Annotated in this window: 19 protein-coding genes; 14 read left to right on the top strand and 5 right to left on the bottom strand. The window is 66.8% G+C overall.

All coding sequences use genetic code 11. The features are described 5' to 3' along the window. The first annotated feature begins 153 nt into the window (after window positions 1–153). The 8 genes from A5707_RS05305 to A5707_RS05275 all read left to right on the top strand — a co-directional run bounded on the left by A5707_RS05305 (window position 154) and on the right by A5707_RS05275 (window position 6,460). Window positions 154–801 (top strand): hypothetical protein, encoded by a 648-nt coding sequence (locus A5707_RS05305; protein ID WP_197495259.1) that lies wholly within the window; start codon window positions 154–156, stop codon window positions 799–801. A 177-nt stretch (window positions 802–978) separates the two neighbouring features. Beyond that, entirely contained in the window at window positions 979–1,581 is a 603-nt protein-coding gene (locus A5707_RS05300; RefSeq protein WP_065013470.1) for a TetR/AcrR family transcriptional regulator, read from the top strand. A gap of 162 nt (window positions 1,582–1,743) precedes the next feature. Beyond that, window positions 1,744–3,276 (top strand): nitric oxide reductase activation protein NorD, encoded by a 1,533-nt coding sequence (locus A5707_RS05295; protein WP_065013469.1) that lies wholly within the window; start codon window positions 1,744–1,746, stop codon window positions 3,274–3,276. A 22-nt stretch (window positions 3,277–3,298) separates the two neighbouring features. Then, window positions 3,299–4,102, top strand: coding sequence for a CbbQ/NirQ/NorQ/GpvN family protein (locus tag A5707_RS05290; protein ID WP_065013468.1), 804 nt, complete (start codon window positions 3,299–3,301; stop codon window positions 4,100–4,102). 16 nt (window positions 4,103–4,118) lie between these two features. After that, entirely contained in the window at window positions 4,119–4,247 is a 129-nt protein-coding gene (locus A5707_RS24725) for a hypothetical protein (protein WP_269455137.1), read from the top strand. Between the two features lie 89 nt (window positions 4,248–4,336). Beyond that, window positions 4,337–4,942, top strand: a complete 606-nt coding sequence (locus A5707_RS05285; protein ID WP_419866391.1) for a hypothetical protein — start codon at window positions 4,337–4,339, stop codon at window positions 4,940–4,942. A 22-nt stretch (window positions 4,943–4,964) separates the two neighbouring features. After that, complete coding sequence (locus tag A5707_RS05280) at window positions 4,965–5,390, top strand: hypothetical protein (protein WP_065013466.1); 426 nt, start codon at window positions 4,965–4,967, stop codon at window positions 5,388–5,390. After that, window positions 5,387–6,460 carry a dihydrodipicolinate reductase gene (locus tag A5707_RS05275; protein ID WP_065013465.1) on the top strand — a complete coding sequence of 358 codons (1,074 nt, stop codon included), beginning with the start codon at window positions 5,387–5,389 and terminating at the stop codon, window positions 6,458–6,460. Before A5707_RS05280 ends, A5707_RS05275 begins: the two co-directional genes overlap by 4 nt. 46 nt (window positions 6,461–6,506) lie before the next feature. Here the strand turns inward: A5707_RS05275 and A5707_RS05270 are convergent, their stop codons facing one another. Next, window positions 6,507–6,950, bottom strand: a complete 444-nt coding sequence (locus tag A5707_RS05270; RefSeq protein WP_065013464.1) for a nuclear transport factor 2 family protein — start codon at window positions 6,948–6,950, stop codon at window positions 6,507–6,509. 157 nt (window positions 6,951–7,107) lie between these two features. Between A5707_RS05270 and A5707_RS05265 the strand changes: the two genes are divergently transcribed. Continuing rightward, complete coding sequence (locus A5707_RS05265; RefSeq protein ID WP_065013463.1) at window positions 7,108–7,998, top strand: SDR family NAD(P)-dependent oxidoreductase; 891 nt, start codon at window positions 7,108–7,110, stop codon at window positions 7,996–7,998. Here A5707_RS05265 and A5707_RS05260 read toward each other — a convergent pair. Further along, complete coding sequence (locus A5707_RS05260; protein ID WP_065013462.1) at window positions 7,995–8,738, bottom strand: methyltransferase domain-containing protein; 744 nt, start codon at window positions 8,736–8,738, stop codon at window positions 7,995–7,997. The two genes, A5707_RS05265 and A5707_RS05260, sit on opposite strands and share 4 nt — an antisense overlap. A gap of 98 nt (window positions 8,739–8,836) precedes the next feature. On the opposite strand from A5707_RS05260, the gene A5707_RS05255 reads away from it, so the two are divergent. Together A5707_RS05255 and A5707_RS05250 are read left to right on the top strand one after the other, a co-directional pair. Next, on the top strand, window positions 8,837–9,706 hold the full coding sequence (locus tag A5707_RS05255; protein ID WP_065013461.1) for an SDR family NAD(P)-dependent oxidoreductase: 870 nt from the start codon (window positions 8,837–8,839) through the stop codon (window positions 9,704–9,706). Further along, window positions 9,703–11,274 (top strand): AMP-binding protein, encoded by a 1,572-nt coding sequence (locus tag A5707_RS05250; protein ID WP_065013460.1) that lies wholly within the window; start codon window positions 9,703–9,705, stop codon window positions 11,272–11,274. The genes A5707_RS05255 and A5707_RS05250 overlap by 4 nt, the downstream gene beginning before the upstream one ends. Here the strand turns inward: A5707_RS05250 and A5707_RS05245 are convergent. The 3 genes from A5707_RS05245 to A5707_RS05235 all read right to left on the bottom strand — a co-directional run bounded on the left by A5707_RS05245 (window position 11,271) and on the right by A5707_RS05235 (window position 17,797). Continuing rightward, window positions 11,271–16,034: an HAD-IC family P-type ATPase gene (locus tag A5707_RS05245; protein ID WP_419866390.1), complete on the bottom strand. Its 4,764-nt coding sequence runs from the start codon at window positions 16,032–16,034 to the stop codon at window positions 11,271–11,273. The two genes, A5707_RS05250 and A5707_RS05245, sit on opposite strands and share 4 nt — an antisense overlap. Window positions 16,035–16,220: 186 nt before the next feature. Further along, window positions 16,221–16,859, bottom strand: coding sequence for a class I SAM-dependent methyltransferase (locus tag A5707_RS05240; protein ID WP_065013458.1), 639 nt, complete (start codon window positions 16,857–16,859; stop codon window positions 16,221–16,223). Window positions 16,860–16,867: 8 nt separating this feature from the next. Next, window positions 16,868–17,797 (bottom strand): alpha/beta fold hydrolase, encoded by a 930-nt coding sequence (locus A5707_RS05235; protein WP_065013488.1) that lies wholly within the window; start codon window positions 17,795–17,797, stop codon window positions 16,868–16,870. A gap of 95 nt (window positions 17,798–17,892) precedes the next feature. On the opposite strand from A5707_RS05235, the gene A5707_RS05230 reads away from it, so the two are divergent. The 3 genes from A5707_RS05230 to A5707_RS05220 all read left to right on the top strand — a co-directional run bounded on the left by A5707_RS05230 (window position 17,893) and on the right by A5707_RS05220 (window position 22,186). Continuing rightward, window positions 17,893–19,566 (top strand): AMP-binding protein, encoded by a 1,674-nt coding sequence (locus A5707_RS05230; protein ID WP_065013457.1) that lies wholly within the window; start codon window positions 17,893–17,895, stop codon window positions 19,564–19,566. Beyond that, the gene (locus A5707_RS05225) at window positions 19,563–21,179 is read left to right on the top strand and encodes an AMP-binding protein (protein ID WP_065013456.1); all 1,617 of its coding nucleotides are present in this window, start codon (window positions 19,563–19,565) and stop codon (window positions 21,177–21,179) included. Before A5707_RS05230 ends, A5707_RS05225 begins: the two co-directional genes overlap by 4 nt. 95 nt (window positions 21,180–21,274) lie before the next feature. Beyond that, a complete protein-coding gene (locus tag A5707_RS05220) occupies window positions 21,275–22,186 on the top strand; it encodes an alpha/beta hydrolase (RefSeq protein WP_065013455.1) in 912 nt (303 codons plus the stop codon). Window positions 22,187–22,315 lie beyond the last annotated feature (129 nt).

Here is a 22,315-nt window from a genome sequence, read left to right as displayed (position 1 = left end):
CGCTCTTGGTGACTGCAGTCAGTTTTGTTATGTTGGACCCGCCAGTCCGGGCGGCTCCGACGAGGAGGGTTCGTGAACCTGTCCAAGCTGATCCAGCGCGATACCGGCAAGGCGCCGACGTCCCCGCCCCGCGGACTGTCCTTCGACGAACACATGGCGGAGTCGCACGTCGCGCAGCGCCGGGCCGACAAGTGGCTGATCTCCGGCAGCCTGCTGATCGGCACTGCGGCACTGGGCATCTTCGGGTTGCCGCTGTTTTTGCGCGGCGTGTGGTTGCTGCGCCGCGCACAGCGCGACGGGCTGTCGGTTCGGCCGATGCTGGTCACCCTGCTCGGCTATCTCGTCATCGTCGACGCTGCGATCAACACCGTGGGATGGGCGCTTGACCTGGTCGCCAACCACACGCTATTGGCCCGCGTGTTGCTGAACGGTTGGGGCAACATGTTCGATGCCGGCTACTTCTGGCACTACAACGAGCTGTGGCTGGGCGGCGCCGCGGGTCCGGGCGAAAAAGCCTGGGAGGTCGGGCTGATTCTGACCGTCTTCACGATGCGGATCGCCGCCGGCATCGGTTTCTTGCAGATGAAGCGCTGGGGCCACCAGTGGATGATCATCACCTGCTGGATGGGTGTGGTGATCTGGTGCGGCTACGTGTTCAACATGACGATGTTCGCCGACGTGCGCTACGCGGGAGTAGTTCTGCCGGTCGTCGGCTGGTGGCTCTACGACATCTTCTACATCACGCCATTCCTGGCAATTCCGTATCTGCACACGGTCAACCGCGAAATCTTCTCCGACTGAGGCCGACGTCCTCGTCGAGTGTGAATCGTTGGCGTTGAGTGTGAATCGTGGGCGGGATTTTGGCGGCATCTTCGCCATGGCTTCACACTGAAACCTGGGCGGGGCGCTGGGGCGGGCCGCTTGTTCGCTGACTCGTATCATTGACTTAAGTCAGCGCCTCGACTACAAAGACAAGGCATGGCTCCGCGGGTCAAGACGTGCGCACGCGAAGTGCGCCGACGGCAGACGCGGCAGCGCATCCTCGACGCGGCGATCACCGAGTTCACACGCTCAGGCATGGCCGATGCCGACGTGAGCGCAATCGTGGCCACTGCGGGCGTCGCGCACGGCACCTTCTACTTTCACTTTCCGTCGAAAGAACATGTCCTGCTCGAGCTGGAGCATCGGGAGGAGAGCCGCCTTGCCACCCAACTGGCCCGCTTCCTGGACACCGCCGGCGACCTGACCGCACCGCTGACCGAGGTCATACGCCTGCTCAAGGGACTCGAGCAGCAGTTAGGCGGAATACTCTTCAAAGAACTGCTGGCCCTGCACTTTTCGCCGTCACGGCCCCAGACCGACGATTGGACCGATCACCCGGTGATCGTGTTGCTGGTCCGCCACATCGAGCGGGTGCGCAGCGACGGCGAGGTGCATCCCGAAGTCGACGCGTTCTACAGCGCGGTCTTTTTCCTGCTCGGCGTCTACGGCGTCCTGACCACAACGCACGATCCGCAGGCCCGCGACACGATGCTCGACGAGCTGGTCGCTTCTGCGGTGCGCGGGTTGGAGGTCCGATGACGCATCCGCTTGTTCACCGCTCATCAACGAGGAGGTCGCAGAATGGCGATGCTTTGGGAGATCCTTCGCTACGTCGCCGCTTGGGGAGGGACCGGACTGATCATTTGGTTCTGGTACTGGATGTTCTCCAATATCGGCACCTTCTGAGCCGGGAAACGCTCAATGCCTGAGCTGCCTGACGCCGCCGCGATGGCGATCGAGCGCAGTTGCGCCGTGACCGCGGTCGCGTTGAGTGAACGCCGTCGCGAAGGCGTGCGACTGGTGACCGGGGAGAAGCGCAGTTTCGGCCTGAACGCGGCCCTGACCTTCGTTCACGTTCCGTATCCGTCGCTCAGCGGAGACTGGACACGCCGAACAACCACGTGCGGCATCGCCTTTCAATGCGCACCATCGAAAGAACGCTTGACCGAATACCGGCTCAACGAGTTGTCGGCACGCGAACTTCGGGCGCTCACACTCGTCGAGGCCAGTGTTGCCGTCGGATGGATCGGCTCGCGCTGGCCGGGCCTGTTGACCGAAATACGGCGACTGCTACCCGAGGTGGAGGCAGCGGCCGGTGACATGGACGGCCAACAGATGCTCAACCGCGCCGTCGTGATGGCGCGCCAGCAGCAGAGCCTGGCGGTGCACCCGCTGCTGGGCACCTTGCCGCTGGCCTACACCACGCCGCAGCAGTTGTCCGACAAGTTGCGACGCAGCTTTGGCCGGATGCCGTGGACCACCACCCAAAAACGGTTGCCGAGACCGTATTCCGTGCCCGTGGGCGGCGACGGCGGCGTTCGCAACCCCAATCTCCCGCCGCCGAGCCGGCCGCAGGACAACGATTTCGACATCACTCCCCAGCACCGGCCGGGCATCCCGTACCCCGAGTGGAACTCCTGGACGAACAGTTTCCTGCGCGACCACGTCGCGGTACTGGAACGCGTCGACACCCAGCGCACGTCGCATCAGGCTCCGATCGCCGCAGAGCTGCGCGCATGGTTCCAGGAGCACACCCATCGCGCGATGACCAGCGGCCTGGAAGACGGATCCGATATCGACGTCGACCACTACGTCCGCCATTACCTCGACTTGTCCACCGGCGAGGTGGCCGAGCCCCGCATCTTCCGGGAATTGCTGCCCAGCAGCCGGGATGTCACCACGGCGTTGCTGCTCGACGGCAGCTCGTCACTGGGCGTGCACGGCGGCCGGATCTTCCGACTCGAATTGGCCTGTGCCGACGCGCTTTCGCGGGCGATGGCGGTGGCCCGCGAGCGTCACGGCGTCTTCGTGTTCACCGGGAATACCCGCCATCGGGTCGAAGTGCGGTGCCTGAAGGATTTCGCCGATCGCCGGTTCGTGCCGCCCAGCCGGCTGGGCCTGACCACTGGCGGCTACACCAGGCTGGGAGCCCCGTTGCGCCATTTGACGAGCCGGCTGTTGGCGCAGCCCTCCGAGCGGCGCCTGCTGATCGTCATCGGCGACGGATTGATCTCCGATGAAGGTTACGAGGGCCGCTACGCCTGGGCCGACGCCGCGCACGCGGTCGAGGAAGCCAACGATGCCGGCGTCTCGGTGTACTACGTGGGAGTTGGTCCTACCCGGGTCGATCCCCTCCCGGAGGTGTTCGGGCCCCGTCGATCTCAACGCATCAAACGAGTCGAAGAGCTGCCCCGCGTACTAGCCCACGTCCACCGCGAACTCGTCGCCGCCTGACCGTTCACCACATGAGGAACCCATGACCACCGACACCTATCTCGCCAGCGGAAACGAAGTCCAGTTATTCGAGCAGGCCTACCATCGCCGTATTCCGGTGATGCTCACCGGGCCCACCGGGTGCGGCAAGACAAGGTTCGTCGAGCACATGGGGGCGCTGCTGCGCCGACCAGTCGTCACCATCAGCTGCCACGACGACCTCACCAGTTCCGATCTCGTCGGCCGGTTCATGGTGACCGGCGGCGACGTCGTGTGGACCGACGGGCCATTGACCAGAGCGGTCAAGGCGGGAGCGATCTGCTACTTGGACGAGGTCGTCGAGGCGCGCCACGACTCGCTGGCCATCTTGCATTCGCTGACCGATCACCGCCGGTCCTTGTACCTGGACCGGGCCGGGGAGGTGGTGACGGCGCCCGACGAATTCATGCTCGTGTGTTCCTACAATCCCGCCTACCGCAGCTCGCTCAAGGAGCTCAAACCCTCCTTCCGGCAACGGTTTGTCACCCTGCCCATGCAGTACTTGCCCCCTGAACGCGAGGCCGAGGTGATCGTCGCCGAAACCGGTGTCGCATTGGCCACTGCACGGCGGCTGGTCGGCTGCGCGGTCGCGATCCGCTCCGCCGACGATGCTTTCCATTTCGAGCCGCCCTCCACCAGGGTGCTGGTCAATGCCGCACAGCTGATCGCCGCCGGCACAACCGAATTGCAAGCCGCCGAGGTCTGCATCCTCGCGCCGCTGACTACCGACGGGGCCATCACCGACGGACTACGTGAAGTCGCGGCAGCCAGCCTGGCCGCGGCAGACGCCCCGAGCACGCCGAGCTAGGAAAGGACCGTCCCGCATGGACCAACAAGAGCGGAAACGCAAGCGAGCGCTGATCATTCTGCAGGTCGTCATCTACGGCTACTTGCTCACGATGTTCCTCATCCAGCTTTACATGTCGTTCGCCCGGGGCTGGTGGCAGTTGTGAACTCGCCATCGGCCACCGCCAACGCCGCGACCAGTCTCGAGGACCACCACGACCAGTCACGGCGGGCACAGCGCCGGGCCGACAAATGGATGATCGTCGGCGCTGCTTTGATGGGCATGTGGGCGCCGGGCCTGATCGGCTTTCCCATCTTCATGCGTGGGGTATGGCTGCAGCGTCAAGCGCTGCGCGCCGGCCTGTCGGTTCGGCCCATGATCGTCACGCTGATCGGCTATCTGGTGTTGATCGACGGATGCCTGAACAGCCTGGGGTGGGCCCTTGACCTGATCGCTAACCACACCCTGATCAATCGGGTGCTGATGGTCGGCTGGGGCAACATGTTCGATGCCGGCTACTTCTGGCACTACAACGAGTTGTGGGTCGGTGGCTCGGCCGGACCGGGGGAGAAGGCCTGGGTGGCCGGACTGATCCTCACCGTGTTTTCCATGCGGGTCGCCGCCGCGATCGGGTTCTTGCAGATGAAGCGCTGGGGACACCAGTGGATGGTCATCACCTGCTGGATGGGCGTGGTGATCTGGTGCGGCTACGTGTTCAACATGACGATGTTCGCCGACGTGCGCTACGCCGGGGTGGTGTTCCCGGTCGTCGGCTGGTGGCTCTACGACGTCTTCTACATCACCCCGTTTTTGGCGATCCCGTATCTGCACACGGTCAACCGCGAAATTTTCTCCGACTGAACCAGATTCAAGGAGCACGACTGTGACCAGACCAACCGAGGAAAAGGACCCGGCTAACGACCTGCCGCCGGGCACCACACCCTATTACGCGCGGATGCATACCTGGATCAAGCGGGCCGTGCTGGTCTGCCTGGTCGCCCTGGTCATCGAGGGCGCATTCACGCTGCCGTTCATGGCGGTGTACTACGGCTACCCGACCTTGAGCCTCACCGAGATCTGCAGCGAACTGCTGAAGGTCCGCTACTCCGACGACACGCTGGAGTGCAAGTTCCCCTACCCGCCGTTCGGGCCGCCCGAGGGTGCCGAAGGCAAGGACACCGCCCAGGATCAATGGGGCATTCAACCAATCCCGAAGTACCACCGACTCGGATTTCGTGAACTCGTCCGCATCCACCAGGAGCGCCTGGCGCGGCAGGCCGCCGAGCAGCACAGCACGCCCAGTCCATGACTGAGCCACTCAAAGTCGTTCAGTGGGCCACCGGAAACGTCGGTGGCCATGCCGTCGCGGCCGTGCACGACCACCCCGACCTGGAACTGGTCGGGGCGCTGGTCTACACCGACACCAAGGCCGGTCGCGACGTCGGCGAGATCTGCGGTACCGGCGAAATCGGCGTTACCGCAACCAAAGACCCCGAGCAGATCTTTGCCCTCGACGCCGACTGTGTGCTCTACATGGCCCAGGGCGAATGGAATCCGTCGGCCGCCCTCGACGACGTATGCCGGCTGCTGGCCTCCGGCAAAAACGTCGTCTCGACGGCGGTGACGGCATGGATCTATCCGGAAAGCAGCGGCGGCGACGTGGTCGAACGGCTCGAAGCCGCCTGCGAGGAGGGGCAGACCTCCTTCCACGGCACCGGCATCGAACCGGGGTGGGCCGCCGAAGTCCTGCCACTGACGATGTCGGGTCTGTTCCGCCGGATCGACTCGCTGCGGGTGCAGGAGTTGATGGACTACACCACCTACAACGTTCCGTTCGTGTTGATCGACGTGATGGGATTCGGCAAAGACCCCAACGAACCGGTCCCGATGGACGAGCCGGCGATCGGAGGCTTGTCGTTCAAAGCTCCACTGATGTTGTTGGCCGACGGGCTCGGCGCAACCGTCGACGACTACGTCTGGGAGCGCGAGGTCGCCGTCACCGACACGCCGATCGACATCACCGCCGGGCGTATCGACGCCGGCACGGTCTCTGCGCAGCGGTTCGCCTACACCGCAATCATCGAGGGTCGTCCGGCGCTGACCGTCGAGCACATCACCCGGCTGGGCGCCGACCAGGCGCCGCATTGGCCGAATGGGCGGGGCTGGAAAGTCACCGTCGAGGGATTGCCGTCGATGGTGTTGGAGTCGCGCATCGCCATCCACGACGAGGACGACACCGACCAGGGCTGCCTGGGCACGGCCATGCATGCGGTGCATGCGATCGCACCAGTCTGCGCGGCGGCCCCCGGAATACGCACCTTCCTCGATCTGCCCACGATCGTGGGCCGCGGCGTGCTGTCACGAGGGTTGCGACGTTGATTGTTCCCAGGTGTCCTACGCGAACCGCATAAGCCGCGACGCACCATCAGAACTTCAAGTGCCGGCTGGTGTCGCCGACCTGATCGATGAACATGATGCGGGTGTCGAACCACCACATTTCGTCGATCCGGTGAAACGTGTCGTGGTAGCGGCCGGTGACGATCACCTGCAACGGCAAATCGGCGGCGGCCTGGGTGACGGCGTAGTAGGAGCGGCTCTCCGCGACGCCGGCAGCCTCGTCGACGAAAATCTGCACATTGCTGGTGATGTGCTTCGTCTTGGGGGTGCCGTCGTCATGCAAACGGACAGCCATCTCATACATCGTGCGCACCTCGGCAGCACCCGTGAACACGCTTTCCGGCGGCCCGTTCTCGATACCGCAGATCCGGCCGTGGGCGAACAACGCCGCCACCCCGTCCAGATCGCCCGCGTCCATCCGCTCCGCGTAGGTATAAATCAGGTTCTCGATCAGACGGGCGCTGTCGGTCATGTCACACGAATCATGGTGCGGCAGCGGAGTTCGCGCGGCGTCTGCATCGACTGAGCCTCACATCCCGGAGAATCCTGTCTCGACGTAACTAACCAGCGACGGATTGCTCTGTCAATCCCAGGTCAGCGACGAAAAGCGGCGCGGCTACTCTCGACAAGTGGCTGCACAGTGGTCGCCGAGGCGACTGGGAGATCTGACCGGCAAGCGGGTCATCGTGACCGGGGCAACCAGCGGCGTCGGCTTGGGAACCGCCCGTGCTCTCGCGAACGCGGGCGCGCACGTGATCATGGCGGTGCGTAACACCGAGTTGGGCGCACAACGTGCCGCGGAGATCGGCGGCTCGACGACCGTGCTCAAGCTCGATTTGGCCGACATGTCCTCGGTACGTGCATTCCCGACCCTGCTCGACGGCGACGTCGACGTGCTGATCAACAACGCCGGAGCGCTGACCGACCACCGCGCCGAAACGCCCGACGGGTACGAAATGACCATCGGCACAAACTTTCTGGGTCCCTTCGCGCTGACCAATGTGCTGTTCGATCGACTGCGGTCACAGATCATCAACGTGGGCTCGGACGCTCACCGAGGTGCCCAACTGCGGCTCGACGACATGCATTTGCGACACCACAAGTGGAGCGTGATGGGCGCCTACGCCCGATCCAAACTCGCGGTCATGCTGTGGGGGCTGGAACTGGATCGCAAACTGCGCGCGGCCGATTCGCCGATCGTCACCCACCTGACCCATCCCGGCTGGGTGTCGTCAAACCTGTCGCAGGTCTCCGACAAACCGCTGCTGGCACTGGCGGATCGCGCCGTCAAGGCGGTCGCAGGTGTGTTCGGCAACGATATCGACGCAGGCGCGGCGCCCACGCTGTATTGCATCAGCGAACCCATCCCACCGGGAAGCTACGTCGGTGTCGACGGCAGATTCGGACTACGTGGTGGCCCGGTGCTGATCGGCCGTTCGGCCGTGGCCTGCGATTACGAGGCAGGCGCCCGAATCTTCGAATTCGCCGAGCAGGAGACCGGCACGAAGCTGCCGGTCTAACCAAGCTTTGCGCGGACCCACTGGATGGTGCCGAGGTTCTTGGTGCGCACGCTGACGAAGCCGCGATCTTCCAGGATGTCGCCGAGTTCGTCGTCGTCGAAGCCGTGGGCGCCCGCGTTGGGCAGCATCCGCAACAACCGGCCGGCCCGCCCGGCAGTAGGGACCATCACCGCCAGTCGTCCGCCAGGCCGCAGCACGCGACCCATCTCCGCCAACGCCGCCGCGGGGTCAGGTATCAACTGCAGTACGGCCATCGAAACCAGCGCGTCCACCGTGTCGTCGCGCAGCGGCAGTCGTTGCGCGTCGGCTCGCAGAAACCCGACCTGTGGGCCGTATTCGGCGCGCACCGCCCGTGTCAGCATCGGCTCGGACACGTCGATCCCCAGCGCCAATCCACCGGGGCCGGCGGCCCGGGCCAGCGAGGCCGTGACATTGCCAGGGCCGCTCCCGACGTCCAGAGCGGTCCCACCCGGCGGAATGTTCAACCACTCGACGGGGTGCTGCCAGGCCGTGAGCAGCCGACGGGCCACCGCCTGCGCGTTGTCGTAGAGCATCGACCCGATCCGCGACGCCCACACCGCCTGGATCAGCCCGGTGTTCTTCGGGGCGGCAGCTGCCTCCGGCCCAGTGCCGAGCAGATCGAGATAGCCGTTGCGGGCGTCGGGTTCGGCCGGGGGGTCGATCAGCAAGTCCAGCGCCCGGCGCAATGCGGGCGACAAGCTGGTGTTCGAATCGGCCATCGGCAGTCCTTCGACAGGAGAAACTCGTCCGCAGCCTACGCGCGGCGCCGGCCTCTGCCAGACTCACAGCATGCACCGGTTCGTCGAGCGGAGGACCGATGAACGTGGCGGCTAAGGCCATCGACCGGCTGGCCAATCCGACGCGCATCGCGGATCTCGACAGGCTGCGCAGCGCCGTATCGGGGAAGACGGTCCTGGTCACCGGAGCGTCCTACGGCGTCGGCGAGGCCACCGCCCGCCGACTGGCCGCCGCCCAAGCGACCGTGCTGCTCGTTGCCCGGTCGGCGGACCGGCTGAGCGACCTCGCCGCGTCGATCACCGCCGGCGGGGGACGAGCATGCGCCTACCCGGCCGATCTGACCGACGAGGCGGCCATCGGCAGCCTCGGGACACGGCTCGCCGACGAACATGGCGCGCTGGACATCGTGGTGAGCAACGCCGGTAAATCGCTGCGCCGCTCACTGCATCACCAGTACGACCGGCCGCATGACTTCCAGCGCACAATCGCGATCAACTACCTCGGCCCGATTCTGCTGCTGCTGGCAGTACTTCCGGCGATGCGTGAGGCCGGCGGCGGACATATCGTCAACGTGTCCAGTGTCGGCGTCCGCGTCCCGCCGGGGCCGCAGTGGGGCGCCTACCAGGCATCCAAAGGAGCATTCGACCTCTGGTTGCGCAGCGTCGCACCGGAATTGCACGCCGACGGCGTGGAGGTCACCTCCGTCTACTTCGGGTTGGTTCGTACCAGGATGATCGAGCCGACACCGATTTTGCGCAGGCTTCCGGGGCTGCACCCCGACCAGGCCGCCGACGTGATCGCCAAAGCCGTGATCCAACGGCCCCGCACCATCGCGCCGGCCTGGACCGGGCCCGCCGAATTGGCGTCGGTGGCGTTGGCCGGGCCGATCGATCGGGCTGCGCGGCTGTGGTCTCGTTATGTTGTCGGCTCGGGACAAGGCCGGCCATGACGATCCTAGGTGTGGTCTGGGGCGCCGGGCGCGCGCTGGCGCGCTCTCGGCTGCTGATCCCACCGGGACCGCTCGCAACGGCCCGGCTGCTCAACGAGGCGCGGCGAGGCGGCACCAATCCCTTCACGCTGCTGGCGGTCACGGCAGCCCGGTGGCCGAACCGGACTGTGATGATCGATGACGACGGCGCGGTCAGCTACCGCGAAATGCGGTCCAGCATCGAGGGTTTGGCCGCAGAGCTGTATCGCCGAGGCGTGCAGCCCGGTCAGGCGGTCGGTGTTATGTGCCGCAATGGCCGCCGATTCGTCGAAGCGGTCTTCGCGGTCGCGCTGGTCGGTGCCGACGTGGTGCTCGTCAACACCGAATTCCGCAGTGCGGCGCTGGCCGCCGCGCTGAGCGCACACGACATCCAAACCGTGGTCTGTGACGCCGAATTCATCGAACAAGTGCGCGCCGCGGGTGAGTCGATCGCGGCGGTCGACCCCACGACAATCCAAGCTCACGGGTCTGGCTCGCGGCCCACCGTCGCGCGGGCCGGCCGGATCGTCTTGCTCACATCCGGCACGACCGGCAAACCCAAGGGTGTGCCCCGCGCCCCGCGGGTCAATCCAGGGGTGCTGGGCGTCGGCGTGACGATCCTCGAGCGCACCGGGCTGCGCACCGGATCACGAATAGCGTTGGCAGTACCTATGTTCCACGGGTTGGGCTTCGGCATGGTGATCCTGACGGTGGCCCTGGGTGGCACGATCCTCACCCACCGGCGCTTCGATGCCGAGGCGATGCTGGCGCAGGCGTCGTTGTATCGCGCGGACGCGTTTACCGTCGTGCCGATCATGCTGGCGCGCATTTTGGAACTGCCGCACGCGGTGCGGGCGCGAAATCCGCTGCCGTCGCTGCGGGTGGTGCTGTCCAGTGGAGCGCGGCTCGAGCCGGGGCTGGTGCGCCGATTCAGCACGGAGTACGGCGACGTCCTCTACAACGGTTACGGGTCCACCGAGGTCGGGATCGGTGCACTGGCAACGCCCGCCGATTTGCGGGAAAACCCTGAGACGGTGGGCAAGCCGTCCATCGGTTGCCCGGTCCGAATTTTCGACGACGACGACAAGCCCGTCGGCCCGCGGGTCATCGGACGGGTCTACGTCGGTGGCGAGCTGACATTCGAGGGCTACACCGGCGGCGCCACCAAAGCCGTGCTGCACGGCATGACCAGCACCGGCGACATGGGATATTTCGACGAGTCGGGGCGGCTGTTCATCGTCGGCCGCCAAGACGACATGATCGTGTCGGGAGGCGAGAACGTCTATCCCCGCGCGGTGGAAAACGCGCTTGCCGAACACCCCGGCATCGCCGACATCGCGGTCGTCGGGGTGCCGGACGAACAGTTCGGTCAGCGACTGGCCGCATTCGTGGTGCCCCGGGAGGACAGCGACATCGACGAGCCGGGCCTGCGGGAGTATTTGAAAGACAAGGTCTCTCGCTTCGAGCAGCCGAGGGACATCCGCATCGTCGGCGCCATTCCGCGTAATCCGGCCGGCAAGGTGCTGCGACACGAACTGCCGGAGATCTAGTCGACGACGTGCAGCGCCGGCGGGGGCGCCTCGTCGTCGGCGACCACCACTTCGTCATCGGTGGTTTTGATCAGCCAATTAGGAGCCACCACCGAGACAGCGGTGGCCGCCGCGGTGGCACCGGCTACGCCCGTCCACGCCACCGGCCCTAGTGGTGTGCAGCCGAAGAAGTGACTGACGCCTGGGGTTTGGACCACGGCGACCAGCACGGCCGCGCTGCCCAGCGCCGTCGCCACCACCAGCGGGCTGTGCCGACGCGCCAGCAGCGTCTGGGCCAACTGTGTGCTCACCAGGGCAGTCAAACCCATTGTCGCCGTGCGTCGTTGAGTGCCGGGTGTCCAGCGCCCGATCGCCCACGCGGCGGTGGCACCGGCGGCCGTCACGCCGCCGCGGGTCAGGATCTGCCGCATCAGCGGCACGTCGAGCGATGGTGTGGGCTCGGTGAGTATCGCGCGCTGGTAGGCGCGCCGCGCCGCATCCAGGTCCTCGTCGCTTTGGTCGGCGGCGTCCTCGGGCTGCGGGTATTGCGGAGTGACGGCCACCGCAAGGGCGGGGAACATGTCGGTGAGCAGATTCACCAGCAGCAGCTGGCGGGTCCCGACCGGGGCGCGCCCGGTGCCCAACGCGGTCCCGATGATCGTGAACACCACTTCGCCCACATTTCCGCCAACCAGGATGGTCAGCGCGTCGCGCACCGCGCCCCACATCCCGCGGCCCTCGACCAACGCGTCGAGCAGCACACCCAGGTCATCTTCGGTCAAGACGATGTCGGCGGCGCCGCGCGCAGCCGACGACCCGCGTCCGCTGACCCCGATGCCGACGTCGGCGACCCTGATCGCCGCGGCGTCGTTGGCGCCGTCGCCGACCATCGCGGTCACCTGCCCGCCGTGCTGTAGCGCGGTGACGACTTGCACTTTCTGTTCGGGGCTGACCCGGGCGAAAACCTGGACGTCGGCGGCGAATTCAGCGCGGGCATCCTCGTCGAGAGCGGCCAGTTCGGCGCCGGTGACCACCCGCACGTCCTGCGGCAGACCCAGTTGGCGCGCAATCGCCCGTGCGGTGACCGGATGGTCGCCGGTGATCAGCACGACTTTGCGTCCGACGTCCTGCAGGGCTTCGATCAGTGGTTGGGCCGACGGTCGTGCGGTATCGGCCAGGCCGACGTAGCCGAGCAACTCCAAATCGTATGCGGCAGCATCGACGTCGTCGGCGTCGGTATCGGCGTCGTCGGTCGCGTCGGCGTCCCAGTGTCGTCGCGCTACCGCCAGCACCCGCAATCCTTGCTCGGCGAGGTTATGCACCAGCGATTCGGCGTGGCCGCGATCGCCGTCAGGGTCGTCGAAGCGGCACCGCGGCAGGATCTGCTCGGGTGCTCCCTTGAGCACCAGTGTCGGCGCATCCCCGTTCATGCTGCCGACCGCGGCCGCGTAGCCACGGCTGGACTCGAACGGCACCTCGGCGATCGTGACCCAGTCGGAATTCAGCTGCTCGGGAAGCGAATTCGCCGCCGATAGCACCGCTTCGTCGGTGGCATGGGCGTGACCTTGCCCGTTCTGGGGCGCCGGACAGGCCCGTGCGGCAGCCCGGATCACGCCGGCGGCCACCGGGTCGGCGGCATCGGGGAATGGTCCCTGCGGGTCGGTGCCGGCCGGTACGGCGCGGACCACATGCAAACGGTTCTCGGTGAGCGTGCCGGTCTTGTCGAAGCAGACCGTCTCGACGCGGCCCAACGCTTCGATGGTGCGCGGAGCGCGGACCAGCACTCCGCGCGCCGACAGCCGCCGCGCCGCCGCGAGCTGGGCGAGCGTGGCCACCAACGGCAGGCCTTCCGGGACGGCGGCCACAGCGATCGCGATGCCGTCGGCAACGGACTGGCGCAACGACGCGCGGCGCAACAACGCCAACCCGGTGACCGCGGCACCGCCGGCCAGCGTCAGCGGCAGCACCTTGTTGGTCAGCTCCCGCAGCCGCGCCTGCACGCCGGCCGCGGATTCGACGTCGGCGACCGCCGCCAGAGCACGATGCGCGGCGGTGGCGACACCGGTGGCGACGACGATCGCGCGGGCATGTCCGGCCACGATCGTGCTGCCCTCGAACAGCATGCTGGCCCGGTCCTGATCGGCCGCGGCGACGGGTTCCACCTGCTTGTCGACCGGCAGTGATTCACCGGTCAGCAACGACTCGTCGACCTCGAGGTCCTCGGCCACCAGCAGACGGGCATCGGCCGGCACGACGTCCGGAGCGGCCAGGTCGATGATGTCGCCAGGCCGCAGCGAGCTCGCGGGCACGGTGACGGTTCGCTCGGCGTGGCGGGCCGCCTCCAACCGGCGCCGCGACGTCGCCACCACCGGGACCACGACACGGCGCGCGAACTGGTCCTGCTCGGCGAACAACTCGGCAGCGGCGTCCTCGGCGCGCAACCGCTGCACACCGCCGACGAGCGCGTTGACCGTCATCACCCCCGCGACCAGAAGCGCGTCGACGTTGCTGCCCACAATCGCCGACGCCGCGGCTCCCACCGCCAAGATCGGTGTCAGCGGATCGGACAGTTCGCTGCGGGTGGCGGCCAGCAGCCGTCCCAGACCCCGGGCCGGCTGACGCAGCGGCGCGAGCATCGGGTTGTAGGACAGGTCGTCGAGAACGCGTCGCCACGGCGGCGCGCCCGGTTCGGCGGTCAACGGCCGCGACCGGCTGGCCAGCCGCGCATAGACGATCTCCGGGTCCAGTGCGTGCCAGGCGGTCAGCGGCTGCGGAGTGGGATCGGGTTGCCGCAACACGTTGCCGGCCGCCAGAGCTCCGCCGATCAGCGCGGTGGCGGCGGCGGCGTTGACTGGATTGAGCCAACGCCGTACCGCAACCGGACTGCCGCCGCGGGGGTCGCCGGTGACCACCAGGAGCCCGGCCAGTGTGCTGCCGCCCTTGGCGAGTCGCACCGCCGATTCGCTGGCCCGCCGCGCCGCGGGAACGGCTGAGAGGATCCTGACCACAGCGGCCAGATCGGTGCCGGTGATGATGTCGGCGGTCCACGGGGTGGCGGCGGCGGGATCGTCGAGAGCCACCCCGACATCGGCGACGGCCAGCGCCGCTAACGTGTCGGTCGACGCGAAGTCCCGGTGCAGCGCGGTGACCAGCAACACCGGTCCACGGTCGGCGCGCAGCTCGCGTACCAGCGGCAGCAGCGGAGTCCCGCAGGGGTGGGCGGCGCCCACGCTGGCGGCCAGGTCCTCGGTGCCGGCGACGTGCCGCAACACCACCCGGGCGCCCGTGCGCTGCGCGGTCTGCAGCAACGGGATCGCATACGGGTCGACTTCCCACGCCACGTCGACGCTGCCGACCCGCTCGCCGTCGACCACTAGGTCGGCACGTTCGAGGCCCTCGGCCGGAGCCGCCGACGGTCCCCTGGCCGGAAGCCATCGCAGCCGCGCCCCGGTGGCCGGCAATTCGTCGGGGTCCGGGTCGGGGGCCCGCTCGCCGTGCAGCAGCGCGTCGGCCACCTCATAGACCCGGTCGTCATCCCAGCCGGCGGCACTGCCCTCCGCCCGCAATACGGCGCGGGCGTCACCGCGCAATGCCGCGCCGTCGATGAGGATCACCTTGACCCGGTCCAGCCGCCGCAGCGCACCCGGATCGGGAACCAGCTGACCGGCGTTGGCCAGCCCGCGGCCCAGGATGGCGGCAAAGGTTTGGCGCCCGAAATGCGCCGCTTTGGGGATGGCGGCCAGGATCGCGTCGGCGACCTCTTCGGCGCGTCCGCCGGCCAACAAGGCACCGGCGGCGGCGACCAGCGAGGCATTCGCCGCCTGGTCGGCGTATTCCTCGACCGGCCCGGCCATGGCGCCCTTCGCGGTGTCGATCGCGGCGTCGATGGCGGCGTCGACGACGACGTGCGAGGCCTCGCCGGCGGCCGCGGCCGCCCAGTTGTGTCGCGGTATGTGTGAGCCGGCCCCGGCCGACGAGATGACGGGGACCACCGGAGCTTGGGGCCGGTCGGGTGAGGCGAGCTCGGGTTCGCGTTCGCGCCACGTGCGTCGATGCGCCGCCGCCTCGGAGATCTGCAACCCGCGTTGCGCCAAATCGAGCAGGGGTGTGCCAACCGACTGGGTCAGCCCGTGCGCCACTGCGGTCGAGGCGCTGAGCGCGATATCGGTGCCCACCCGTCCCAGCCGCGACTCCAGCAGGGAAACCAGCCGGGGTTGGTGGTTGATGACCGCCGCCGCGGCCTGCGCCGTTCGCGGCGCGGCCGGCAGGCGGCCCAACCATCCGGCCACCGCCGCGCCGAGCGCCAGCACATCCATCGCCGCGGCGGTCAGCGGGAGAAGCAACGCCAGCGGGTCACCCGGATCGGCGAATGGCGCGGTGCGCGGCGACCGCGGACCGGTGGGAGAGCCGTCCACCGACGTTGCGAGCGCCTCGCGCACTGCTTCCCAGATACGGTCGCTGTCCGCGTATGTCTTGTGTTCGACGACCAGTCGCCCCAATGCGCCCTCGACGTGGGCAGCGGCGACACCCGGGATGGTGCGCACGGCCTTCTCCACCGCGGCGGCGTGTTCATGCCAGCGGGTGAACGGCAGTAACGGATCCAGGTCGAGATGCAGCCGCCGCCCGGTGTGCCACGCCACGGACGGTTGGGCATCGGTGTGCTGCGCGCCGTTGCCGGAATCGCCCGTTCCGAGCACTCGACTCGTCGACTCGCTCACCGATCGCACGACGGGTTCGGTGAGCATCTGAACCGCACCCGCCGTCATCGCCGCACCCTGCATTCCGGCCCGCAGCATCCGGCCTGCTCCGTCGGTCACGCCACCAACCACGGTGGCCAAACCCGGAACCTTCATCCCGCTACCCCTAGATCACGTCTGCCGCGCCCGTAAGAACCCACGACGCTTACCCCGCACTTTCCATAAATAGTCCTCGAGCGGCACATCTGCCGTTACCGCTCGGCACATGCGTCAGTTCTTGATCCCGACGGTGAGCAAATCCGAGAGGATCTTCGTCCACACCGGCCGCTGCACCCGGTGTTGCTCGCTGACGGTGAACCCGGCGTCCTCGAACAGGCCGCGCATCTCCGGCGGCGACGGGTTGTGGGAGGGATTCCACCGGTTTGCTGACAGGTTGTGCAGCAGCAGCGTCCGTCGCGGGCTCAGCGTCGCGACCGCCGCTAATCCGCCGGGCGCCAGCACCCGGTGGAACTCACGCAATGCGGCCGGCTGGTCGAAAAAGTGAAACGCTGAGGTGGTCACGACCGCCTCGAGCGCACCATCGTCAAACGGAAGATGCTCGGCTGGGCCCTTCAGCCAGTGCACCCGGTCCGACCGCATCCGTGCCTGGGCGAGCATCCCGTCGGACATGTCGACGCCGTAGACCTCCTCTGGGTGCAACTCACGCTCGATGCGATCAGCCAGAACGCCGGTGCCGCAGGCGATGTCAGCCACCCGGCGAGAACGGTGAGCGACGAGCTGCTCAATCACCTCGTCTTGCGCGGGCCGATAGACCCACTGCTGCAGCGCTGGCAGGTTGTAGGCGGGAGCTGCAAAGCTCCAGAACCGGGTGACTGTCTCGTTGAAACCGCGTCGTCGAGCCGTGGCCATAATTCACCCTACCCAGCTGCTGAACCCGCCACCCCGGCGATCCAGGCCAGCAGCCGTCGCCACAACAGCCGACGGGTCGATGCCATGTTGTGGCAATGCGCGCTGCCCGGAACGATGAACGTGGTGATGTCGGGGCTGTGGCTGTAGAACCGCGCCTCGGCCCGTGGATCCGGTGAGACATCCACCTCGCCGTAGCCGAGGAAAACCGGCACCGCCACCGACGCTGCTTCTTCGGCGGCCACACCCGGGATCGCCGCAGCTGAAAAACACCGCGGTGCAACCGAAATCGTCGTCGAATTATCCGCGGTCAGCACCGCCGCCGGGACGTCGGGGAGGTGAAACCAGCTCTGCAACCAATCGCGCGAGGTTTCCATGTACGGCTCGGGAATCATTCCGGCGAATTGCTCGATGAGCAGCGCACGTCCTTGTGAGGTGCCGGCCGCCGCGACGAATTCCGGGTCGAGGTTCAATGGTGCGACATGTTGATTGGTGCAGCCGAGGATGGCCAGCGCCGCATAACTGGGGGCGGCGGCCTGCTGCAGAATCGCGAGATAGCCGCCCAACGAGTGCGCTACCGCGACGGGAGCTGCTGTGCTGTCGGTGATTTCGGGCAGAGCAGAGATCGCGCAGTTTAGCGCCGCCGCGATATCGGCCAGGGCGATGTCACGGGCCGGCCGGGTGCTGTCGCCGGTGCCGAGCGGGTCGATCGCTACCACCGAATAGCCGTGTTGGACGGCGTAATCGGCGAAGTTGTAGCCGGGATGGTCGGGCACATCCAGGTGCCAATAGCCGCGGTTGTATGTCCCGCCGGGCAGGCACACCAGCACCGTCGGGTTCGGCGTGCCGGCCGCGTAGTGGGTTGCGGCCAACGAGGCCGGTTCGCCGACGGCCGCACTGACGTCGAGCCGCAGCTGTTCGGCTCTGCCCCGCTCTGTCATCGACACTCCAGCTCTACATTGACTCGAGCACAGTATCGGGCCCGGCGATGCTCATCTAGCGGACATCGTGCCGGCGGCGGGGGATGCTATCGGATATGGCGACCAACACCGATCGCTACCGCATCGCGCGTGACCAGATCCTGTCCGGTAACGGACCTGACGGCGCGTTTTCCTGGCCGCAACTCGCCGGTCGCTTCAACTGGGCCACCGACTGGTTCGACGTCATCGCCCGGAGCAATAACCGCACCGCGCTGCGGATTGTCGAAGAGCAGGGCTCCGAGCAACGGGTCAGCTTCGCCGAGTTGGCCGAACGCTCTAACCGGGTCGCGGCATGGCTGGACGGGCTCGGCGTCGGCAAGGGGGACCGGGTCATCCTGATGCTCGGCAACCAGGTCGAACTGTGGGAGTCGATGCTGGCCGTCGCCAAGCTCGGAGCGATCATCATGCCGACCACCACCGCGCTCCAACCGGCGGACATCGCCGACCGAGTGAGCCGCGGCGCGGCGCGCGCGGTGATCGCCAACGCCGCCGACACCGTCAAGTTCGACCACGTCGTCGGTGACTACACCCGAATCGCGGTGGGCGCTCCGGTCGACGGGTGGCGCTGCTATGCCGAGGCCTCGAAACTGGGCGGTGTGCACCCCTTTACGGCGCGTACTGACATCGACGATCCGATGTTGATCTACTTCACCTCCGGCACCACAAGCGCACCCAAGCTGGTGCAGCATTCACAGATCAGCTATCCAGTGGGGCATCTGTCGACGATGGCGTGGATCGGGCTGCGGCCCGGCGATGTGCACATGGCCATCGGCTCACCGGGGTGGGCCAAGCACGCCTGGAGCTGCTTTTTCGCGCCGTGGATCGCCGAGGCATCGATCTTGGTCTACAACTATCACCGACTCGACGCCGCCGCGCTGCTGACTCAGCTGCGTCGCGGGAACGTGACGACGTTCTGTGCGCCACCGACGGTGTGGCGCATGCTTGTTCAGGTCGATCTGGGTGCCCGGCCCGAGCAGCTGCGAGAGGTCGTGGCCGCCGGCGAGCCGCTGAATGCGGACGTGATCGCGCAAGTGGAACGCGCGTGGGGGTTGACCATCCGCGACGGTTACGGCCAGACGGAAACCACGCTGTTGATCGGCAATCTCCCGGGCCAACCCGCCAAGGCCGGTTCGATGGGTCGCCCACTGCCCGGTGTGCCGGTGGTGTTGGTCGATCCCGTCACCGGGCAGCCTGCCGACGAGGGTGAGATCTGCCTCGACCTGAACGCTCATCCGGTCAACATGATGACCGGCTATCTCGGTGACGCGCAACGCAACACCGCAGCGATGGCCGGCGGTTATTACCACACCGGTGACGTTGCGCGCCGCGGCGCCGACGGCGCTATCACCTACATCGGCCGCACCGATGACGTCTTCAAGTCATCGGACTACAAGGTGTCGCCGTTCGAACTGGAAAGCGTGCTCGTCGAGCATCCCGCGGTCGTCGAAGCCGCCGTCGTCCCCCAACCCGACCACACCAGGTTGTGCGTGCCGAAAGCCTACGTCTCGCTGGCCGTCGAATGGGAGGCCAACGCCGACACCGCCCGCGTGATCATGGAGCACGTGCGCGACCGTGTTGCCCCCTACCTGAAGGTGCGGCGTATCGAGTTCTTCGAACTGCCGAAGACCATCTCCGGCAAGATCCGCCGGGTGGAGCTACGCCGCCGCGAAGAAGCTCTGGCGGGCGGGCCGATCACCACCGAATACCGCTACGAGGATCTGATCCGATGAAAGCCTATGACGCCGGTCCGACCGATGTCGCGATCCTGGAGGAGACCATCGGGGCCAACGTCGAGCGCACCGTTGCGGCGATGCCCGACGCCGAGGCGCTGGTAGACCTCGCCGGCAACCGTCGCTGGACCTTCGCCGAACTCAACGCCGAGATCGACCTGACAGCACGGGGATTGATGGCGCTGGGTGTGGAAAAAGGTGAGCGCGTCGGCATCTGGGCACCCAACTGCGCCGAGTGGGTCATCGTGCAGTACGCCACAGCCAAGATCGGCGCCGTCCTGGTCAACGTCAATCCCGCCTACCGCACCCATGAACTCCGCTACGCGTTGAATCAATCCGGTGTGCGCACCCTGATCGCGGCGACGGCGTTCAAGAGCTCCGACTACCGCGGCATGATCGAGGAGGTGCGTCCGCAATGCCGGGATCTGAACGACGTGCTGTTTCTCGACACCGACGACTGGAAGAGGTTGCAGGACCGCGCCGAACGGTGCGCCTCACACGAACTGCGGACGCGGCTGCGCGCGTTGCGCAACACCGATCCGATCAACATCCAGTACACGTCGGGAACCACCGGCTTCCCGAAGGGCGCGACGTTGTCGCACCGCAACATCCTCAACAATGGATTCTTCGTCACCGAACTGCTCAACCTGGGACCGGCTGACCGGCTGTGCGTTCCGGTGCCGTTCTACCACTGCTTCGGCATGGTGATGGGCAACTTGGGCTGCGCCACGCACGGCGCCACGCTCGTCATTCCAGCGGCCGGTTTCGACGCCAAAGCCACGCTGACGGCCATCGAACGTGAGCGCTGCACCGGTGTGTACGGCGTGCCGACGATGTTCCTGGCGATGCTGGCTCACCCGGCCTTCGCCGACACCGATGTGTCGTCGCTGCGCACCGGGATCATGGCGGGGTCGGTGTGTCCGGTCGAGGTGATGAAGCGCTGCATGACCGAGATGAACATGGCCCAGGTCGCCATCGCCTACGGCATGACCGAGACATCACCCGTGTCCTGCCAGACCCTCATCGACGACGATTTGGATCGGCGCACCGCGACGGTCGGCCGCGCGCATCCGCACGTCGAAATCAAAATCGTCGATCCCGACACCGGCGACGTCGTCGAACGGGGCCAGCCGGGCGAGTTCTGCACGCGCGGCTACTCGGTCATGCTGGGCTACTGGCGCGAGCCGGACAAGACAGCCGAAGTGATCGACGCCGACGGGTGGATGCACACCGGCGATCTCGCGGTCATGCGTGACGACGGCTACTGCCGCATCGTCGGGCGTTTGAAGGACATGATCATCCGCGGCGGGGAGAACGTCTATCCCCGCGAAATTGAGGAATTCCTTTACACCCATCCCGACATCGAGGACGCACAAGTCATCGGCGTCCCCGACGACGCATACGGTGAGCAGATCTGCGCCTGGATCCGGATGAAACCGGGACGCCCTCCGCTGGACGCCGCGGCCGTCCGCGCCTTCGCCACCGGCAAGCTGGCCCACTACAAGATCCCCCAATACGTCCACGTCGTCGACGAGTTTCCGATGACCGTCACGGGCAAGGTCCGCAAGGTCGACATGCGCGAGCAGAGCATGCGGTTGTTCGCACCGGAGTGAGCCTCCTTCCGCGAAGCAGAAGCCAGGGCTGCGATCTGGCCCGCGATCACGACCCTGGCTTCTGTTTGGCGGTGCCCGCTTGGTTGACTTCTGGCATGCCGTTGCTGTCGCTGCCCTTCATTGCCGACCCCATGGCACGACTGTTCGCAGCGGTGGCCGGTGGCACCACGCCGCCCCCGGAGTTACGGTTCGACGACATCCCGGCGCGCAGCAGCGACGTCACGATCCCCACCCGTCACGGACCGCTCGCAGCGACGATCTACCGTCCGCCCGCCGATGCCGTTGCCAGGCCGCCGGTATATGTCAATGTGCACGGCGGAGGATTCGCCGTGGGACATCCCGAGCAAGACGACCCGTGGTGTCGCTACCTGGCGGCACACGCCAAAGTCGTTGTGATCAACCCGGATTACGCCCTGGCTCCGCGGCACCGCTTCCCTGTCGCAGTCGAGCAGATCTACGACATGGTGGCGTGGGCGGCGTCGCCGGACCGGGATTGGGACGGCACCCGGCTCTGCGTTGGAGGTCAGAGCGCCGGGGGCAATCTGGCCGCCGCAGCCGCCCGCCTCGCACTGGAAAGCGGTGGTCCGCAGATCAAACTTCAAGTGCTGCACTACGCGCCGGTGGATCTGGTGACGCGGGCCAAACACAAGCACACACCCGCGGGCCGCAAAGCGGTCTTCCAGCCGTGGATGGGCGACATCCTGGACGCCGCGTACATCCCCGACCCGCTGCAACGACGCGACCGGCTGGCGTCGCCAGGATGGGGAACCAACGCCGACAACATCGCCGGTATCGCGTCCGCAGTTGTGGTCACCGCGGAGTTGGACCGCCTGCGGGACGAAGCTGTCCACTATGCGCGCAAACTCGAGTCCGCCGGTTCGTTGGTCGAGCACTACGACGTCGGCGGAGTCGACCACGGCTACAACATCCTCGGGGACTCGCTGGACATCACCGCCAAGATGTACGACGTCATCGCAGGCCACGTCGTTGCCGCGACGAGCACTTGATGCTTCCCACAAGGCTCAAAATCCCCTTTTTGCCCCAAGAAAATTGGGATGCGGCGATGTGCCCGCCTTGCAGCGACAAACCGGCCTGCTGCACGGTGCGCGGCTGATGACTTGTTCACTTATGCCACT

The sequence above is a fragment of the Mycobacterium kyorinense genome, from assembly GCF_001672775.1.
GTDB lineage: Bacteria > Actinomycetota > Actinomycetes > Mycobacteriales > Mycobacteriaceae > Mycobacterium > Mycobacterium kyorinense_A.
Note: the sequence above shows the minus strand (reverse complement) of the source record. Positions and strands in the feature narration are given on the sequence as shown.

Coding starts and splice junctions, on each gene's coding strand:
- A5707_RS05290 (WP_065013468.1), top strand. CDS start 3,299: ATGACCACCGACACCTATCTCGCCAGCGGAAACGAAGTCCAGTTATTC.
- A5707_RS05235 (WP_065013488.1), bottom strand. CDS start 17,797: ATGACAGAGCGGGGCAGAGCCGAACAGCTGCGGCTCGACGTCAGTGCG.
- A5707_RS05270 (WP_065013464.1), bottom strand. CDS start 6,950: ATGACCGACAGCGCCCGTCTGATCGAGAACCTGATTTATACCTACGCG.
- A5707_RS05305 (WP_197495259.1), top strand. CDS start 154: ATGGCGGAGTCGCACGTCGCGCAGCGCCGGGCCGACAAGTGGCTGATC.
- A5707_RS05240 (WP_065013458.1), bottom strand. CDS start 16,859: ATGGCCACGGCTCGACGACGCGGTTTCAACGAGACAGTCACCCGGTTC.
- A5707_RS05220 (WP_065013455.1), top strand. CDS start 21,275: ATGCCGTTGCTGTCGCTGCCCTTCATTGCCGACCCCATGGCACGACTG.
- A5707_RS05300 (WP_065013470.1), top strand. CDS start 979: ATGGCTCCGCGGGTCAAGACGTGCGCACGCGAAGTGCGCCGACGGCAG.
- A5707_RS05245 (WP_419866390.1), bottom strand. CDS start 16,034: ATGCAGGGTGCGGCGATGACGGCGGGTGCGGTTCAGATGCTCACCGAA.
- A5707_RS05285 (WP_419866391.1), top strand. CDS start 4,337: ATGATCGTCGGCGCTGCTTTGATGGGCATGTGGGCGCCGGGCCTGATC.
- A5707_RS05230 (WP_065013457.1), top strand. CDS start 17,893: ATGGCGACCAACACCGATCGCTACCGCATCGCGCGTGACCAGATCCTG.
- A5707_RS05250 (WP_065013460.1), top strand. CDS start 9,703: ATGACGATCCTAGGTGTGGTCTGGGGCGCCGGGCGCGCGCTGGCGCGC.
- A5707_RS05225 (WP_065013456.1), top strand. CDS start 19,563: ATGAAAGCCTATGACGCCGGTCCGACCGATGTCGCGATCCTGGAGGAG.
- A5707_RS05255 (WP_065013461.1), top strand. CDS start 8,837: ATGAACGTGGCGGCTAAGGCCATCGACCGGCTGGCCAATCCGACGCGC.
- A5707_RS24725 (WP_269455137.1), top strand. CDS start 4,119: ATGGACCAACAAGAGCGGAAACGCAAGCGAGCGCTGATCATTCTGCAG.
- A5707_RS05295 (WP_065013469.1), top strand. CDS start 1,744: ATGCCTGAGCTGCCTGACGCCGCCGCGATGGCGATCGAGCGCAGTTGC.
- A5707_RS05275 (WP_065013465.1), top strand. CDS start 5,387: ATGACTGAGCCACTCAAAGTCGTTCAGTGGGCCACCGGAAACGTCGGT.
- A5707_RS05260 (WP_065013462.1), bottom strand. CDS start 8,738: ATGGCCGATTCGAACACCAGCTTGTCGCCCGCATTGCGCCGGGCGCTG.